This is a genomic window from Prochlorococcus sp. MIT 1327, assembly GCF_047304785.1.
Classification (GTDB): Bacteria; Cyanobacteriota; Cyanobacteriia; order PCC-6307; family Cyanobiaceae; genus Prochlorococcus; species Prochlorococcus marinus_D.
In genome coordinates this window covers 862741-881981 of sequence record NZ_CP138972.1, presented here as the reverse complement: position 1 = coordinate 881981, position 19241 = coordinate 862741, and the positions used below count along the sequence as shown (strand labels likewise).

General features: G+C 44.1%; 10 protein-coding genes. 5 read left to right on the top strand and 5 right to left on the bottom strand.

Features of this window, described 5'->3' with window-relative positions; genetic code table 11:
* Positions 1-93: 93 nt before the first annotated feature.
* On the top strand, positions 94-318 hold the full coding sequence (locus SIB80_RS04170; protein ID WP_169189838.1) for a hypothetical protein: 225 nt from the start codon (positions 94-96) through the stop codon (positions 316-318).
* Positions 315-7526 carry an SUMF1/EgtB/PvdO family nonheme iron enzyme gene (locus tag SIB80_RS04165; protein ID WP_169246902.1) on the top strand — a complete coding sequence of 2404 codons (7212 nt, stop codon included), beginning with the start codon at positions 315-317 and terminating at the stop codon, positions 7524-7526. The genes SIB80_RS04170 and SIB80_RS04165 overlap by 4 nt, the downstream gene beginning before the upstream one ends.
* Positions 7527-7742: 216 nt before the next feature.
* Here the strand turns inward: SIB80_RS04165 and SIB80_RS04160 are convergent, their stop codons facing one another.
* From SIB80_RS04160 to SIB80_RS04145, 4 genes are all read right to left on the bottom strand, one after another.
* Positions 7743-7841, bottom strand: coding sequence for a CCRG-2 family RiPP (locus tag SIB80_RS04160; RefSeq protein ID WP_169189839.1), 99 nt, complete (start codon positions 7839-7841; stop codon positions 7743-7745).
* Positions 7842-7922: 81 nt separating this feature from the next.
* Positions 7923-8093, bottom strand: coding sequence for a hypothetical protein (locus SIB80_RS04155; RefSeq protein WP_169246903.1), 171 nt, complete (start codon positions 8091-8093; stop codon positions 7923-7925).
* A 305-nt stretch (positions 8094-8398) separates the two neighbouring features.
* The gene (locus SIB80_RS04150) at positions 8399-8878 is read right to left on the bottom strand and encodes a hypothetical protein (RefSeq protein ID WP_169189922.1); all 480 of its coding nucleotides are present in this window, start codon (positions 8876-8878) and stop codon (positions 8399-8401) included.
* Between the two features lie 96 nt (positions 8879-8974).
* Positions 8975-9166: a hypothetical protein gene (locus tag SIB80_RS04145; protein WP_169189923.1), complete on the bottom strand. Its 192-nt coding sequence runs from the start codon at positions 9164-9166 to the stop codon at positions 8975-8977.
* Positions 9167-9215: 49 nt separating this feature from the next.
* Between SIB80_RS04145 and SIB80_RS04140 the strand changes: the two genes are divergently transcribed.
* The 3 genes from SIB80_RS04140 to SIB80_RS04130 all read left to right on the top strand — a co-directional run bounded on the left by SIB80_RS04140 (position 9216) and on the right by SIB80_RS04130 (position 15042).
* Complete coding sequence (locus SIB80_RS04140; RefSeq protein ID WP_169189924.1) at positions 9216-9377, top strand: hypothetical protein; 162 nt, start codon at positions 9216-9218, stop codon at positions 9375-9377.
* 200 nt (positions 9378-9577) lie between these two features.
* Positions 9578-9838, top strand: a complete 261-nt coding sequence (locus tag SIB80_RS04135; protein ID WP_063419269.1) for a hypothetical protein — start codon at positions 9578-9580, stop codon at positions 9836-9838.
* A complete protein-coding gene (locus SIB80_RS04130) occupies positions 9835-15042 on the top strand; it encodes an SUMF1/EgtB/PvdO family nonheme iron enzyme (protein ID WP_063419268.1) in 5208 nt (1735 codons plus the stop codon). Before SIB80_RS04135 ends, SIB80_RS04130 begins: the two co-directional genes overlap by 4 nt.
* A gap of 1101 nt (positions 15043-16143) precedes the next feature.
* Here the strand turns inward: SIB80_RS04130 and SIB80_RS04125 are convergent.
* The gene (locus SIB80_RS04125) at positions 16144-18435 is read right to left on the bottom strand and encodes a glycosyltransferase (protein ID WP_063435026.1); all 2292 of its coding nucleotides are present in this window, start codon (positions 18433-18435) and stop codon (positions 16144-16146) included.
* Positions 18436-19241 lie beyond the last annotated feature (806 nt).

Below are 19241 nucleotides of genomic sequence, written 5' to 3'. Positions count from 1 at the left end.
AGGTGTGGATAAGTATTCTGGCAAAAGATTGCCAAATAAACGCACTTCACCCTAGAGACAAAAACGAAGTTATATCTATTGGCTGTTTGTAAGGTGAGCTGTACCGGTCACGCTGCTTATTACTACAGGGAGTCAGGTCAGCTCCTCCAGAGTTCAACATACCTGCAGAGCTGCCTACAAACGCTGGGAGAAGAAAATGCAAGCCATTACATATATAAACGAGAGCAGCAGGGCTGGATCAAGCGTGATCATCAAGCTGCGGCTACTAAAAAGCTGGATCGAGCCACTACCGCTCTCCTACGCAGGTTGCTTCTATGAGCAATCTCGACAATAAAAACGAACAGGAGGAAGCCAGCCTCAATACAGGCGCTGTCGGAACCCCAACAGACATGAACGATGGCAGCAATAAATCTGGCAATACCGACCTAGTCATCCTTAGCGACAACAGCCCTGTCCCAGCATTCAGCCTTAACCCTATTGCTACGGCATCAGCACTAACAGCAAACGCAGAGGCTAAGGCATCAGCCAGCAATGCCAATAACTCCCTTGAGTATTACGTTTCTAATGATGGGGATGATGCCAACTTAGGCACGATTGATGCGCCTTTTGAAACGATCCAACATGCGATTAATCAAGTTAAAGCAGGAGATGTTGTTAATATCCGGGGCGGCATCTATCGCGAGAAACTGCTCTTAGAAGATATACATGGAACTGCTGACAATCGCATTACGTTTAAAGGCTACCAAGGCGAAGACGTCTTAATCACTGGCGCCAAAGAAATCACAACACCCTGGGAAATTCACCAAGGCAATATCTGGAAAACAAAAGTTGATTTTGATGTCTCGCAACTGTTCCTTGATGACAAAATGCTAACGGCTGCACGTTGGCCAAATATCACAAAAGACTGGGATCAACCAGATGATTCTAGTGGATATGAGCCAACAGTAGATAGCTATTGGGATCTCAATACCCGTGCAGAAGTTGATCCCAATCTAGAGCAACCAGGGGAATATATAAACCTTGAAGCCAAACATAGCTTGACAGATCTCGACTTCAGCGTCGAGGGGGCAATGCTGATTCCCCACAAATATCTTGCTCCGAAATTCCATCTGGGTGGCGGAAAGATTTCATCGCATAATGCAGGCGAGGATCATTTTGAATTAGAAGAAAGTTTTGAGCTTTCGCTTCGATCTCCATTTCCTCGGGTTCCACTAAAGGAACTCGATTGGAGTGATGAGGATCTATGGGGTGCCAATGGGATTAAATATTATCTAACGGCTCAACTGGAACTGCTAGACAGCCCGCGAGAATGGTTCTTCGACGTAGAGAGCAGTGAACTCTACGCATGGTTAGATGACAATAAGAATCCGAATGACTGCAATATTCAGGCCAGAACCCATGACAAAGGCACCTATGATGTCAACAACGATATTCTAGAAATAAAAGATAGTTCGTACTTAAATTTCGACGGAATAACCCTGCACACGGGTTCCTTTATTTTAGAGGAAGTTAAAGACACGAGTTTCGAAAATAGCAGGTTTTTATATTCAACAAACCAAGGACATATGCTTAAATCAGGAGATTCACCCTCCTATAGTAATTTTGTTAAAACCAACGGTATTGCAAATCTTACCTGGGAGAGTTGTGAGTTTGCATATTCCTATACTCCTTTCCTAACACTTAACAAAGGAGGCTCTAGCTTCCTAATTAACAACAGCCATTTTCATAATCAAGCAAGAGGATCCGGTGTTTTAAACAGTAGGGTTGAAGACTTTACGATGAGTCGCTCAACTGCTAATTCTATTGGCTATGGAGGAATTTCAGGGCCTAAAGGGGCTATCTTTCATCTGAATCATGTCTACGACTTTCACTTCGACGGGGACGATTCAGCTTTTCAGTTTCCAGCCGGTAATTCAAGAGGAGCAATCCTTAAATACAATTGGGTTCATGATGTTGCTGGCCGTAATGGCATTCGTTTTGACGGCAACCCTGGAGGTCTAGATGGCTCTGCTCACAATAACGTCATATTTGACAATCGCAGGGGATTGCGAATCAAAGGAGACCAACACACTATCCTCAACAATACTTCCTTTAATAATAGTCGCTATGATCTCGGAGTTTCATTTGACAAATTCTACGGATACGACCCTGAAGATAGTAGAGAATATGATGACAGAATCAAAGGCAAACGCGGGGTAGATCCAAACCACGGCAATGAGAATTCAATTGTTCACAACAATGCTGGCAACAATAACCTGACAATACCTGTTCTAAATGAAGATGATAAAACCGGAAACTCATCAAGAACTGATCGCGGTACTTATTTAGAAGACGAACTGCGTGATCCGTCTAATTTTGACTTTAGGCCACGAGAACATTCGGTACTAATCGATGCAGGCACTGCTTTAGCAGGATATACGGATGGTTATTTGGGAGACTTACCTGATATAGGTGCGTATGAATATGGAGCCAATGATTATTGGATTCCTGGTCATCAGATCGACAAAGCAAAAACCCCAATTCCAGAGGATGCTTCTGGATCAGTGAAAATTGATGCCGACTTGATGTGGCTAGAAGGCAAAGACTCCATCGCAAATAACGTTTATTTTGGTACAGATAAAAGCAACTTAGTTTTTCAAGGTAGCCAAACCAACAACATCTTTAATCCAGGAACATTGGTTGGTGGTCAACAATATTACTGGCGAATAGATACGGTGACCGACGACGACGTGATCGAAGGCGATCTTTGGGACTTCACACCCGTATCTGGGCATGAAATTATTATTCCTACTGTTGAGGTAGCAGATGAAGAAAATGTTGCTGATTCAAGCGAATATGGTGCTGTTCCTTATTCTTACTATATTGGAAAATATGAAATTACTAATAAAGAATATGCCGCATTCCTAAATAGTGCTGCAACTACAGATACTCATAACCTTTACAACCCAGAGATGTCAGACAAGGGTGGCATCTCACGAGATGGGAAAAGGGGTCTTTACACCTACAGCGCAAATGAAGGTCGTGAAAATGATCCTGTGACCTTCGTCAATTTTTGGGATGCAGCTCGATTTACAAATTGGCTAACAAGTGGAGATACAGAGTCAGGTGTTTATCAATTGGATGCCACAGGAATTGAAAACAACAGCATTACTCGCGACCCACTCATTTGGTCAGAAGGTGGTGTTGCAATAGCGAATGAAGATGAATGGTACAAAGCTGCTTATTACAGCGGAGAGCCTACGGGGGCCGATGGTGATGGATATTGGTTGTATCCAACTCAAAGCAATACGATTTCAATAGATGATGCCAATTACCTCAATAGTGAAGGAAGCATCATGCCTGTTGGCAGCTTCTCGGATAATCCTAGTTATTACGGAACTTTTGATCAAGCTGGTAATGCTAGGGAGTGGATTGAGACAATCCCATCCTCTACCAGTAGAGGATGGCGTGGGGGCTCATTTACAAATAATGAGTTGGTGCCGCGATCAATAAATCAAGGAAGTCTGGGAGCTAACACGCAGCAAAATAATACTGGATTTCGAGTAACAAGTTTGGCTCCAATCGGCAATGGCTTCTCGCCAATAGAAAATCAACAACCCGCATGGCAAGCTGATAAATGGTCGACAGGAGAGGCTGTTGTTGAAAATGATTATTCGTTCTCTATCTTTGATAATGCGGTTGATCCTGAATCAGAAATACTTTCATTTAGATTATTAGATGGGCCTGGATGGCTGTCATTAGATACCGATGGAAATCTCACAGGTTCTCCTACAGCTGAAGATCTAGGTATTAATTATGCGCTTTTTAGAGTCACAGACCCACACGGCCTTTATGCAGATACTCCATATCCTGTTCGGCTTGAGGTGTTGCATCCCAACGCACCAACTGTAGAAGGAATTACTGAGAGCCAAGTGGTTTCGATTGTTGAAGAAACTCAACTTGAGGTTGTTAATGCTTCGGCTGATCAGCAAGTTGGTTGGAGCTTGCTAGGAGTTGATCAAGCAGTATTTGAAGTGACTGAAGATGGAAAAGTTAGCTTTTCATACTTACCAGATTATGAATCACCAATTGATCTTGATGAGGATAATCAATATGAAATTAGCTTGTCAGCGAAGAATAGCGAGGGCTACGAAAAGACAGTTAACTTCATAGTCAATGTTCTTGATGATAATGTTAATCCAACTGACCTTGAGCTGTCGAGCTTAACCATTGATGAAAATATAATTGCTGGCACTTCTGTTGCCACACTCCAGGCTATAGACCCTAACGTTGGGGATACACACACATATTATTTTGCAGCAGGAGATGGGGATAGCGATAATCTTCTTTTTAGCCTCGACGGAAATCAGCTTTTGGTTAACGACAAGCCTGATTATGAAGCAAAGGATGCTTACAACATACGCCTACAAACAAAAGATCATCTTGGCTTAACATTTGAGAAGTCTGTTGAGCTTTTTGTTAACGACCTAAATGATTCTCCTACAGACATAGCACTATCGATCAATTCATTCGATGAGAATATAGCGGCAGGCTCTTCTGTGGCGACTCTCAGCACCATTGATCCTGACTTCAATGACGAACACATTTTTTCATTTGCCGTAGGAGAAGGCAATATAGATAATACATTTTTCAGCATTGAAGGAGACCAACTCAAGATCAATCTTTCTCCAGATTATGAATCCAAACAAGCTTACAAAATACGCCTGGAAACAACGGATTTAGCCAGCCTATCTCATGAGAAATCATTTGTACTAACAACCAATGATGCGCAAGAAGTTGTGATTGAAACTGTCGAAATTGGCGAAGCAGGAAATGCTAGCGATTCAACAGGGTTTGGGGCAGTCGCGTACGACTATCACATTGGAAAACATGAAGTCACCAACTCTGATTACAGTGTATTTTTAAACAATGTAGCCTCAGTTGATCATTATGATTTATACAATTCGAAAATGTCTACAATAGGCGGCATTTTACGAACTAAAAGTGATGGCGAATTTACCTATAGCCCAATAGAAGGAAAGCAGAATAATCCAGTCAATTTTGTTAGTTTTATGGATGCTGCACGTTTTACAAACTGGTTAACAAGCGGCAATACAGAAACGGGTGTTTATCAGCTTGATACAACCAGTATTGAAAATAACACGATGACGCGAAACCCAATCTTCTGGGCTAATGGCGGGGTTGCAATCGCAAGTGAAAATGAATGGTATAAGGCGGCCTATTACAGCGGCTCCGCTACGGGAGCTGATGGAGAAGCTTATTGGCTTTATCCAACACAAAGCAACAGCATTACGACAAATGATGCCAACTTGGACAAGAGCCATGATGACTTAATGCCTGTGGGTAGTTTTGCCGGTCAAGCCAGCCATTACGGTACTTTTGATCAGGCAGGCAATGCTAGGGAATGGACTGAAGGCATCGAAGACGAGACTAAACGTATTCACCGAGGTGGTTCATTTACGAATAATGAATTAGTACCCAGAGCATTGAATCGTGGCAGTTTAGTGCCTAATTCTCAAACGAATAGTACTGGATTTCGAGTCACAAGCCTTTCACCAATTGGTAATGGACTCAATCGGATTGATAATTTTCAACCCTACTGGCAAGAAGGCTATTCGAAAGTCTTGGATGCCGTTATTGGTGATAAATACTCTTTCTCGATTAAAGAGAGTGCCATCGATCCAGAAGGTGATCAACTTTCATTCAGCATGTTGGAAGCCCCTGAATGGATGTCTTTAGATAGCCAGGGCAACCTTAGTGGCACGCCCTCACAATCAGATATTGGTATCAATTATGCAACTTTTCGAGTTGCAGATCCGTCGGGTCTATATCACGACACTCCTTTACCTTTAGAAATTGAAGTCAATATAGGTGCAGAAGACAGACTCTATCCAAATATTTCTGAAAGCTGGGCAGAGAATAAAGCAAGAGCAGATTTTGATGAACTAGAGCTTGATCTCGAACTTGGCTATAGCCTGCATTTAAAAGAAGGAACAGAAGCAGAACAAGCCACAGCAAGAAAGCAATTAGCCGTTCTTGGTGATTCTGTTGATCTCAGTGATATCTATCAGTTGGATATCACAGCCAAGAGCCTAGCCGCTGGATACAACCTAGAAACAGCAGATATCACGATCAACTTTGATCCCTATCTCTTTAATGAGATCAAGGCATCAGATATCACCATTGGCGGGCAACTACCCATCGCCAATGCGGTACGCATCGATAATGATGTGGGAACAATCCGTATTGCTGCTGCAAGTCTTGGAGATCTAGTTCCAGGAGATCTCTATGGAAACCATCTAGCCGATGCCGGAGCGAGCATCGGCGCAGATGGTGCTGTTTTGGCGTCGATTAATCTGAATTTCAATGAGCTTAATCTTGCCGAACTCACTCAAAATTCAGATGGCAGCATTAACGATCTCAGCACACCACTGTTCTTTGGCTTGAGTGCCAATCAAGATGAAACAGTATTTTCTAAGAATCTCACCGATGCTGCAGGGTTAAGCAATCGCGAGATCAAGAGCTTGCGGGATCTTGGCGGAGATTTAGCTGTTGATGGAACGAAGGTAACTCTGTATGAGGCGGAAATCAATTTAAAAGAGCAAGGCGATGGTTTGATTTTAAGTAGTGATCTTGATATTGGGTCTTATAATTCAAGTAAAACAAATCTGGTCAGAACAGGCGATACGATCACCGCAACAAGTGAATGGACCAATATAGGAAATATAACAGCCACAGATATAGCGATTACGGGAGTTGCCAATGACAATGCAAGTTTGAGTAGTTCTAGTTTTTATATCAGCACAACAGAAGGAGAAAGCTATCAAGCATTAACCAACCTCGAGAGTGGCAGCTTTGTTGATGGCGCATTTGCGGAATCAGGTCAAGAAACAGCGCAACTGGTTGCCGATATTGAGATCACAGGTGCAGCCGGCAATGTTGTTGATCTAAGCGATGGCATTGTGAGTCTTAAAGCAGAAGGCTCAGCCGTCTTTGAGAATCAAAAGGGCTCCAAAAACCTAATCACCTTCCAAGGCGATTTGAACTACGACGGCCGGGTGTCAATGAAGGATTTGGCGTATCTCAATGCTGGAGCAGCAAGACAGAAAAAAGTTAGTGATGCTGATAATGCAGCTGAGGTTGATACCAATGGAGATGACGTTGTTGATGCGAGTGTGGCGCGAGGAGTGGACGCCAATTTTGATGGGCAGATTTCGATGGCTGATTTAGCTGTGTTGGATGCCGATTGGGGCCAAAGCCTGCATCAAGTACCACAAGCATCAACAGATGCCTTCCTTGGCGAGAGTGAAATTTCATTGGAGCAACTGGATAACCAGGGAACAACAGGCGATGCCGCCTGGGATAACCAAGCGTTTAAGGATCAAAACGCTGTAGAAGCGGGTAATGACTTCGTTGAATCACTTGAGAACCCAACAGCTGTGGGTGTGATCGATGCAGATGGCGATAGCAGCCGAACGGATAACGACATCGCTGGCGACTATTTCCAGGACCCGCTATCGACTTAAGCGTCATCGCTAATAACAGCCATCTGCACTAGCGACAGTGCAGCAACTGGCAATCAAGCATCGATAAAAAGCCTGCTTTAAGGAACTGGCACTTTCCCCATCACAGGCTTTTCTTTGTTATTGCCAGACTAAAGAAAGGCCGGTACTGCAACAGCACGTTCGATAACCGGTGCCATCTCTCGTGACTGCCTAAGCGAAATACCTACATCACAGATTTCACACAAGTTCAATTTCATTTTTTTCGACTTGGCTAGAAGCAAGGCCTCCTCCAACAATGATTTGTAGTTGTGCAATGGTTAGCTCTTGGTTAGTCATTAGTTTGATGTGTCCTGCTGCGTACGACAAACACAAGATATTTCGGATCAATGGCTAATGAGATGACCGATGACATTCATCTCAATGAGGTTGATCACTCAGATATTTTATGATTTGTGATTTGATCTGCTGCACAGCCAAATCATTTGCTGTTGCTTCTTCTGCAGCAAAAAGCCCCGCCAGCTTGCGGGGCTTTTTCTTATTTGTTTTCTCTCCCTGGGGCGGTGACGACTTTTTGTTTTCATCCTTCACCGCTACCTATAGATTCACTCAACTTCTTGGCAAACGCATTGAGCTAGCTCAATGCCATTAGTGAGCTTGAGCACAAGCGCATAGAAAATCTGGGTTTGCTCTGTAAGACAAGCAAGCAACCGGCATGAACAAGGGCACGCCTATTGGATACCCTCCAATCCACGACGTATTATCAGGATTTTGATGCCCTCAAACTAATGGAATGCAACAAGGCAATCAACAGCCAAATCAAACCCAGATCTGTTGTTAACGATCACTTGCGGCAACGTCTTGACGCAGGCCTAGCTGTAACAGCTATTTGCTAATTAAGGGCAACGTTGCTTCAAGGCCTCAATCAAACGGGGCACAGCATCCTTTTGGCCTTGAATAAAAAACGCTTCCTGCTCCAGGGCCCGGTTTCCATGGTGATAATTGCGCATCAAAATTGCGCTGATTTGCCTTTCTACCACTGGATTCAAGCTCACAGTCCAGCCCAGAGGAGTGAGCATCCCGGAAGGACAGCTCTGGATGGCATGCACCGCTTCATGCAAAAAGGTTTGACGCGAGATCTCCAGAGGAAAGGTGAGTGGTGAGATCCAGAGAGTTTTGCTCTTGCTTTGATACAGCCCATAGCTTGAGCGCACTGGTGGAAGGGCAATGCGTATGGTGAAGCCTTTGGCCTGGAGAACACTCACCAAAGGATGAAGATCCGCCGGCAGGGTCGAGAGCGGTTTCGGTGCCAGCGTTGATGCGACGATCAGACCTAGCAAGAGGCTTGATCGATACTGGTGATTCAGCTTTTGCATTGGCTCAAGCTCCAATCCATCAATCCTCGCGCTGAGCAGCTAAAACCATGGCAAAGAACATTCGCAAAGCTGCGGATCAGCGCAGAAGTGCAATGGTCAGTGGCACTCGCCTATCAATGCATAGGAGCAGCCAACGTCTAGCAAAAGAGCAAAGAAAAGATCTTGAGGCTCACAAGCCATTCCTCTCTTGCTGGTGTTGTTGATGCCAGCAAGAGCTAAACAGTTGGTGGCCAGATCACGAGGGAAGGTCTGGCAGTCATTGATGCCAATTGGGGCAAAACGCTGCATCAAGGGCCAATCGAAGGAGTGAGCTTTACCGGCTCTGCTCAAATCTCCTTTGAGGAGCTTCGATAGCCAGGCCAACACAGGGGATGCAGCCTGGGGAGACAGCAGCTTTAAGGATCAAAACGCCCTAGAAACCGGCAATGAGTTGGTTGAATCGCTAGAGACATCAGAGGCTGTGGCTGTGATCAGCGCTGATGCCATTAGCACTGACTAATTCAAGTGTCCGCTCTCGGCTTAACTGCCTGACAGGTAACTAACAGACAAAAAAGCTAAAGCAATGTCCTATGGCCGATTCACTTTAATGATATTAGTATAATGCATTCTGATATGGATAAGTCTTCTGGCAAAAAATTGCCAAATCAATGCTCTTCACCTAGATATAATAATATAATTGTACTTATAAACGGCTTGTAGGTGCGCACTCTCAACCACACTGATCTTGCGGCCCGGGAGTCAAGCCATCTCCTGCATGGATCATCCTGCCTGCAGATCAACCTGCTGGTGCTGGGAGAGATAGAAGCCGGTCAAAGCCTGCCTGCGCGAGCAGAGCAAGACACGGTCATGCCTCGCCATCAAGGATTGAGCACGCCTGGCGATCAAGCTGGCACTGTTCACCAACAATGGCAGCAAGGGCAATGGCAAGCTCTAAGCCGCTGGCGAGGCTTGCGGCGATGAGCAGCCTCGATCACAGCAACGAACAAGAAGATCAGGCCAGCATCAATGCAGGCCAACAGCCCTTTGCGGCTGATGGAGAAGCGACTGATAACTGCAATGCCAGCCCTACTAACACGTCTGCTGCCAATAGCGAAGCCAGCAATCTGTCTGGCAATGGCAACCAAACCAGCGTTAGTAGCAGCAGCCCCGATCCAGCGCTCAGCCTTGACCCTGTTGCTACGGCTTCAGCGTTAACAGCAAGCACAGGCGCAGAGGCAGATGAATCAGCGAGTACTGCTCATAGCTCCTATGAGTATTACGTTGCTAATGATGGAAATGATGCCAACTTAGGCACAATCGATGCACCATTCGCAACGATCCAACATGCGATAAATCAAGTTGAAGCAGGCGATGTTGTTCATATCCGAGGCGGCATCTATCGCGAGAAACTACTCTTAGAAGATATACATGGAACAGCGGAAAATCGCATTAAATTCAAAGGCTACCAAGGCGAGGATGTCTTAATCACTGGCGCCAAAGAAATCACAACGCCCTGGGAAGTTCACGACGGCAATATCTGGAAAACAACGGTTGATTTTGATGTCTCGCAACTGTTCCTTGATGACAAAATGCTCACGCCTGCCCGTTGGCCGAATATTACGAAAGATTGGGACCAGCCTGATGATTCAAATGGCTATAGCCCCACCCCAGATAGTTATTGGGATTTAAATACACAAGCAAAACTAAATCTAGAATCACATACACCTGGCGATCTTAATTTTGAGGATCTTGGTGACCTTCATAACTTATCTGGCTTGGATTTTAGTTTAGAAGGTGCAATGTTCATACCCCATTTTTCAGACCAAAGGTCAGAAATCATTCAACACACAGCCGGTGAGTCTACTTTTGCAATAGCAGCCAATACATATGCTGGAGCCAATAAATATGTTGAAGACTACCGTGATGGAGACCATTACTATCTAACAGCACATCTAGACTTATTAGATAGCCCGCGCGAATGGTATTACGACAAGGAAACTGGCGGCCTGTATGCGTGGTTAGAAGAGAATAAAGATCCCAATGGTTCAAATATTCAGGCTAGAGATCTAGAAAAAGGTACTGAGCTTACCAACAGGGGCTATGAAGATCGCATCTTAGAAATGAAGCACACTTCCTTTGTTGACTTCGAAGGAATCACTCTTCATTCAGGAACTTTTCACTTAAGCGATGCAGATGAAACCACCTTTGATAACTGTAGATTTTTATATTCTAGCTATCACGGCTTCATGCTTAAGTCTGACATCCGAATGCCAGGGAATAAAGCCACTACGGTAACCCCAGGTGAGAACAATCTGGTTTTTAAAAATTCTGAATTTGCTAATTCTTATGGCTTGTCGCTTACCACTCCTAACAACCAGGGCACGCTTATTGAGAATAATCATTTTCACAACAGCACGATCTATATCCCAGGAGGAAATGGTGGCCCAGTTGTTAGTGGTCAAACAGGCTTAACAGCCATTCGCAATACTGTTAACTCGATGGGTTTTGGTGGCCTGGGCAGGCCAGGAAAGGATAATTTAATAGAATTAAATCATGTCTATAACTTCCATTTCAGGGCCGATACAGGAGGCATAACAGCCAATCAATCAATACAAGATGGCCTGGTAATTAGAAACAACTGGCTGCATGGATTGCCAAGCAAAAATGGCATTCGTTTTGATGGCGATCCTGCGGGTATAGGCGGTACTTTGCAAGACAATGTGGTCTTCAATGCAAGAAGAGGGTTGCGTGTCAAAGGAGATCAACACATGATTATTGGCAATACTGTTTTTGATACTGATCGCTATGACATCAATATATCCTTTGACAAGTTTTACGGATATGAGACGGAAGATAGCATGGAATATGAAGATAGACTTATGGGTAGAAGAGGAGATGAACCTTATAAAGGCAATGCAAACTCCATTGCTCATAATAATGCTGCCAATACGCTGATCAAAATACCGATTCTTAATGAGCAGGACAAAACAGCTAATTCTGGAAGATCAGACCGAGACGGCCATCTAGAGGATGAACTTAGAGACGTTTACAACTTTGATTTTAGGCCGCGAGAAAGTTCTGTATTTGTTGATGCAGGCAAGCATCTGGATGGTTATACAGATGGCTATATAGGCACAAAGCCTGATATTGGTGCTTATGAATATGGAGATTTGAACTATTGGATCCCTGGTCATCAAATTGATAAAGCCAAAACACCCATTCCTTTTGATAGTTCTGGCACTGTCAAAACGGATGCAGATTTAATGTGGCTAGAGGGTATTGATGCGATTGCCAACGATATATATTTTGGAACAGACCCTGAAAATTTAGAATTCAAGCAAAGGCAGGAAAACAATATTTTTACTCCTGGAACGCTGAGCGGAGGCCAGCAATATTACTGGCGTATCGATACCGTTACTGATGATGGGGTTATCAAAGGTGATCTATGGAACTTTACTCCTTTTGAAGTTAAAGACGTTGTGATTGAGTCCGTCTATGTTGGCGATGCAGGCAATACAAGAGATTCGACAAAAAATGGAGACGTTCCTTATGGATACCACATTGGTAAATATGAGGTTACGAATGCTGAATATACATCATTCTTAAATAGTGCAGCCGTTAGCGATTACTACTCCCTCTACCACGAGGGAATGGCTGAACAAGGAGGAATTACGCGTACAGGTGATAGTGGAAACTATGCTTATAGCACTATTGCTGGGCGAGAAGATCATCCAGTTAATTTTGTTAGTTATTTCGATGCCTGTCGTTTTGCTAACTGGTTAACGACTGGCAATACCGAAAAAGGAGTTTATAATGATATTAAAAGTAATTCTTTTCAACGAGATCTTACCGCTTGGGGTAGTGGTGGCGTTGCACTAGCAAACAACAACGAGTGGTATAAAGCGGCTTATTACAGCGGAGACCCTACAGGAGCTGATGGAGACGGCTATTGGCTTTATCCAACGCAAAGTAATAGCATTACAACGGAGGATGCCAATTACCTCAATAGCAAAGGAGAGGTAACCCCTATCGGCAACTACGATAAGCCAAGCTATTACGGTACTTACGACCAGGCTGGCAACGTTAATGAATGGATTGAAAATAAAAAACTACAACTTGGTGGATCCTTCGATGATACAAGCGATACCTATCTACAAAATCAAAATAGAGAGAAAGATAAGCCTGGTATCGCTGATATCAATACAGGGTTTCGAGTTGCAAGCCTGGCTCCAATCACCAATGGACGTAAGACGAACTATGCACCATCATGGCAAGCAGATGCTTGGTCGGGTGGAGATGCAGTTATTGAAGAGGACTATTCCTTCTCAATCAAAGATAGCGCTGTTGATCCAGAAGGCGCGGTACTTGCATTTAGTAAATTAGAAGGTCCTGAATGGCTATCTTTAGATAGCCATGGCAATCTTAGTGGCACACCTTCACGTGCAGATATTGGTATTAATTATGCAACTTTTCGAGTTGCTGATACATCAGGTTTGTATCACGATACCCCTGTGCCTGTCTCGATTCAGGTTAATGGCCTAGCAGAAGAAAGACTTTATCCAAATATTGCAGAAATCTGGGCGGATAATCCAAAGGCAAGCCTAGATAGTGATATCGAACTAGGTTATAGCCTGCATTTAAAAGAAGGAACAGAAGCAGAGCAAGCAACAGCAAGAAAGCAATTAGCCGTTCTTGGTGATTCTGTTGATCTCAGTGATACTTATCAGCTAGACATCACAGCCAAGAGCCTTGCAGCTGGATATAACCTAGAGACAGCTGATATCACGATCAATTTTGATCCCTATCTATTTAACGAGATCAAGGCATCAGATATCAAGATCAGCGGAGATTTACCAATCGCCAATGCCGTACGCATCGATAATGATGTGGGAACCATCCGGATTGCTGCTGCAAGTCTTGGAGATCTAGATCCAGGAGATCTCTATGCAAACCATCTAGCCGGTGCCGGAGCGAGCATCGGCACCGATGGTGCTGTTTTGGCGTCGATCGATCTGAATTTCAATGAATATAACCTGGAGACATTGACTAAAAATTCAGATGGCAGCATCGACGATCTCAGCACACCACTGTTCTTTGGCTTGAGTGCCAATCAAGATGAAACTGTCTTCTCTAAAGCTTTAAACGATGAAAGTGGTTTTGCTAATCGCGAGATCAAGAGCCTGCGTGATCTCGGCGGTGATTTAGCTGTTGATGGAACCAAAGTCACCCTGTATGAGGCAACAATCAATCTAGAAGAGCAAGGCGATGGCTTGATCTTAAGTAGTGATCTTGATATTGGCTCTTATAACTCAAAACAAACAAATCTGGTCAGAACAGGCGATACGATTACAGCAACAAGTGAATGGACAAACGTAGGTAATATCAAAGCCAAAGACATAGCGATTACGGCAGTCGCCAATGACAATGCAAGTTTGTTGAATACCTCCAGTTTTTATATCAGTTCAACAGAAAGCTATCAAGCCTCAACAGACCTCGCGAGTGGCAGCTTTTTTGATGGCGTATTTGCGCAAGCAGGCCAAGAAACAGCGCAACTGGTTGCCGATATTGAGATCACCGGTGCAGCAGGCAATGTTGTTGATCTAAGCCAAGGCATTGTGAGTCTTAAAGCAGCAGGCTCAGACATCTTTAAAAATCAAAAGGGCTCCAAAAACCTAATCACCTTCCAAGGCGATTTGAATTACGACGGCAGGGTCTCAATGAAAGATCTGGCATATCTCAATGCTGGTGCTGCAAGGCAACAACAAGCCAGTGAGCATCCCGATGCAGTGGATGCCAATAGCGATGGCTTTGTTGATGCCAGTGTGGCGCGAGGAGTCGATGCCAACTTTGATGGCCAGATCTCGATGGCAGATCTAGCTGTCTTGGATGCCGATTGGGGCCAAAGCCTGCATCAACAACCAATCAATGGCGCCAATGGAACACAATCAAGCTTTACCGGTTCTGATCAAATCTCCTGGGATGAACTCGATAATCAGGGAACAACAGGCGATGCGGCCTGGGATAACCAAGCTTTTAAAGATCAAAATGCTGTAGAAGCCAGCAATGACTTTGTTCAATCACTCGAATCACCAACCGCTGTGGGCGTGATCGGCGCTGATGGCAATACCACTGCTAACGATGGTGATATGCAGGGCACAGAATTCCAGGATCCGCTGAGCAGCTAGTCGAGTAGCTAATCAATCCATTATGAAATAAAATTATATCCATATCCTTCTGATAAGTATATTCGTGAAATCTGAATAAATATTCCAAGTATTTTTTTACAGGCAGTCGTTAGCAATTCCAACAAGAACTCGCATTCATTTGTAACAGCACAATAGACAAGTTCTTCTACCTTGAATACTCGCCATTTAGGGTAGAATTTTTGTCAAGTACATTTGTTCTTGGGAACGTATCCTAGATTTTACCGGTTTCAGAGTTCTCTTATCTACAAGGGGAATTCCTTTCGATCGATCGCACTCACGACAGAATACTTGACTTCTTACATCATCAAATTAGCTCTCATCATGTAATGCATCAAATCGCGTCAAATTCTCCTCACTATCATGCAAAGAACGCCCCTGATACTATCAAAAAAGCATTCCTCAAGGCGTATTTTTACAATCCAACCCCAATTCATCTAGCTTTTTGACATGTGGCCAGTCATTGCATTGCTGTTGAACGGGGAAAGAGTGATGGTGGAGATTATTGGCCCAATTCTTAAATGGCTTTGTGTTTTCAGCAAGAGCCCCAGCTTTTACTACCGGCATCGATCAAGATTTTCTTGTTGCTGTTCATTCAGACCTAAGAGACAGCGGCGAATTGCGAGCTCCTTGATCAGAGGGCGCTTTTCTACGCTATAAGGGCTTTCCTAATAGTTCTGGGTATGAAGTCTCAAGGTGATGTGTTGGACGTTCGCTAAGGGTGCGTTTAAACAGTTCGCTCAGCAGAAATAGGGAAATCTGACTGATCACCAGAAGAGTTGTCTTAAAAAAGGTTGGGGAATTGTTACCTATAAGTGGTGAGGGCAAGTTGCTATGAATATGACTTATTTGGCCATATTTTATTTGAGATCGCACGATTCCAGTGGTGCATCAATTTGACATGACTGTTTTGAATACTGTTATCTCAACACTGCCTGTCCCTGAGATGGTTTCTTCTCGGAAGGGGCTTGGTAAGTACTCTAGGGTCAATGCTTTGATTAGGTTGATCCAGCATGAGCCATTCAAGGTACGTTGATATTTACCATTGATTAGAAGATTAATAGCTGAGCCAGTTGAATAGTTTTATTCAACAAGAGCCTCAATGGGTAGGCCATGCTTGGCTCGCAAATAGTTAATTGTTTTCTGATGCTCATTTTCATTAGCTAGATGGCATTGCAGCATTGAATTCTCTCTAACTCGATATTCAAAGCAGGGTTTGGGGTGATATATCGCTCTCATGCCTATTTGCATACCTGTTAACCACAGGTCCCAGTCTTCTAAGGCTTTGAGGTTCTCGTCATAACCGCCACATTTTTTCCATAAAGAGCGTTTCATTAATGTGCAAGCATCAATGCGATTGGCTTTTACTAATTGCTTGGCATTAAGAATGCCTGGCTTGAAATGTTGAGTGCGAGCACCAAAATCGAGCCTGTCTCCAAAGATCATCTCCATGTCAGGATTCTGTCGGATGATAGATAGGCATTCTTGCAGGTAAGGGGATAGCAAACGGTTGTCATCATCTAGTGGGATAATTAATTCGGCATTTGCAGCTTTAATGCCATGGTTGCGTGCGGCAGCAAGCCCAGAATGTTCTATTCTAAGTATTCTGTAACCACCTTGCTTAAGTCTTTGCAGGATCTGCTGTGAAGACGATTTCGTAGATCCATCGTCAACAATAATAACTTCTACTTCGCTATCTTCGGATGCATATCTGTTGATGCTGGCGATTGCTTCAAGAAGAAAATGGCAGGGATTGAATGTGGGGATGATCACGCTGATGTCTGGCTCCTTATTTGTTTGCTTGCTCTTCTTTCCTGAGGCAATATTGGTGTTATTTTCGCTTAATGCTGGCAAATCGGCGATGGTCTGTAGTCTGTCCCAGATCTTCATCAGTTCAGGGAAAACTAATCTATAAAGATCTTCAATTGGATCATCTAATGAAATGCTTGGCATCCTATTGGGCCGGATCAGTGTGTTTAAATCTTCTCGATTATCTTGGTTGTCTAATCGCCAATCCCATCGCGACTGCAGTTGTCTTACCACCTCCTCGGGTTGAGTAATGAGCGAATTGCTATTGATTAGTAGGCTGCGTTCAGCATGTGATTCTGCAAATTCAGCGAGACGTTCGTTGTAGAGGCTCCAAAGCGGCAGGATTATTTCTGGATGGCGCCGAAATTGATGATGATCCAGCCTTTGTAGGGCATCGCTGAGGTCCCAGGGGGCTCGATAGATGCCAACAAGCCTGAGTTCAGGCCTAAGTCGATGCCAGAAAGGGAGTATTAGAGTGGTGCGAGGGTCCTTCCAGCCCCAACGCTGTGTTGCTGCAAGTTCGCGTTGATTTAAGAGATATACTGCTGCATCTTCCCAACTTGAATCGCCTTGGCTGCTAATTGAATCATTGGGGATCCAACCCCAATCACGCCAACCATCCGGATCATCATTAAGGTCGGCGTGGAACCATCGACGTTGTAACTTGAGGAAAGCAAGATCTTCCTGATAACCATCTGGATTGTTGCTGTCTTTTGCTAGTAGTTCATTGCCAAGTTCGACGCCAAGTTTGCTAATTAGCTTGCTTAACAGTGATGTGCCGCTGCGATGCATTCCGGCAACAACGATAGGGCCTTCTGGCTTTGGATCAAGGGTTACTATTTCACGTTTGGGATTATGAATAAGTACATAATCTTTGACCATCCCACGCCTATGCAAAGCATTCCTTGCGGCTCGAACAGCTTCGAGGTGTATATTTAGGCGCTTACTTTGCGAAACGCTTTGGGGATGGACACGATAATTATATAGTGGTTTGGCTAAATGTAAAGGTTTGCCTAACTCTGCAAGTTTAAGGCTTAGATCATAATCGCCAGTGAATTGAAAATTTTTGCTATACCCATTCACTTTTAAGTATGCTGATCGCCTAACGACACGCATATGAAAACTAATGAATTGCACCAGATCAGATTTTTTTTCTTCCTGCCAGGGGCGTAATGCTCGTTGATCAAGGCCAAGACTCGATCCATCAGCTCGAACCAATAGGCATTGGCTATAAAGGAAAGGGGCCTTTGGGTTTTCATTCAGGTATTCAATAGATAGCGCTAATGCTTCTGGATGGAGTTTGTCATCAGCATCTAGTTGAACGAAGTAAGTAGCTTCACTTTGGCTGAAAATGAGTTGATAGCTTCCGAAGGTTCCTTGCCTGAGGCCATCATCAAGGACCTGAAGGCGAGGTTCTTTAAGTGCTAATGCTTTCAACCATTGACGACAATCATCTCCGACGCCTTCTGGACCATCTGGGCGAATCAGAAGCTGCCAATCTTTATATGTTTGTTCTTGCACTGAGGCCACAGCTTCTTGTATCCAGGCGAGTGGCTGGCGGTACACAGAAATACCAACGCATACACTGATTTGATGAGTATTTTTCAGCAACATCTATGGTTTTGGAGTTTAGTTAAAATAAAAGTGTTAAAAACCTGCAGCTTTTGCCTATTTAATCATGTTTAGAAGGCTATGGGAGTATTCCTTGCTGGGATGGGAGTATGGGAGTGGAACAGTTCTTCATCCAGGCAGTGCTCTAGCACTAAGCTGAAGAGACATTTGGAAGTTGCTTAGGCTTGGCTACCTAAAAGCCTTGCAGCGCAGGGTAACTGATTGCCTTGAGAATCCTAGCTGCTGAACTGGCGCGTTCATAAACAGGGTTCAAACAACTGCTTGGCAAGTGTTTTTGCTCTTTTATCTATATTTTTTAAGGATGGGTTTTGTCGGCAATCAATCTGGTCTGCTCATGCGCCTCCCATAGGGGCGGGTTCACGCTTGTCCGTGTTGCTAGGGAGCTAAGCAAAATTTCCTGTAAGGGGCTGAGGTTTGCTTGCATGCTTTGCCTAGCTTCATCCAATAGCTCCTGAATGCTGCTGAATCGACGCAGACTGCGATGGGAATTCAATATTGCGCTTTGACAGTAGTGTATTGCTATTGAAACAAGTACGAGCCTGGCCGCCGTGAGGGGACAGGTAGAAAGCTCATGGAAACAAGTGTTTTGAGCTATATGAAGCTCCGCGGATAAGCTGCTTAATGGTGTAATATATAAAATACGAAGACATATGAGAGAGGGGGAATGGTTGATTCGAATCAAAAACTCAACTCTATTTCTTCCTTGTCTTTAAGTGTTCAATGTTCTAGTCAGTGGCTTT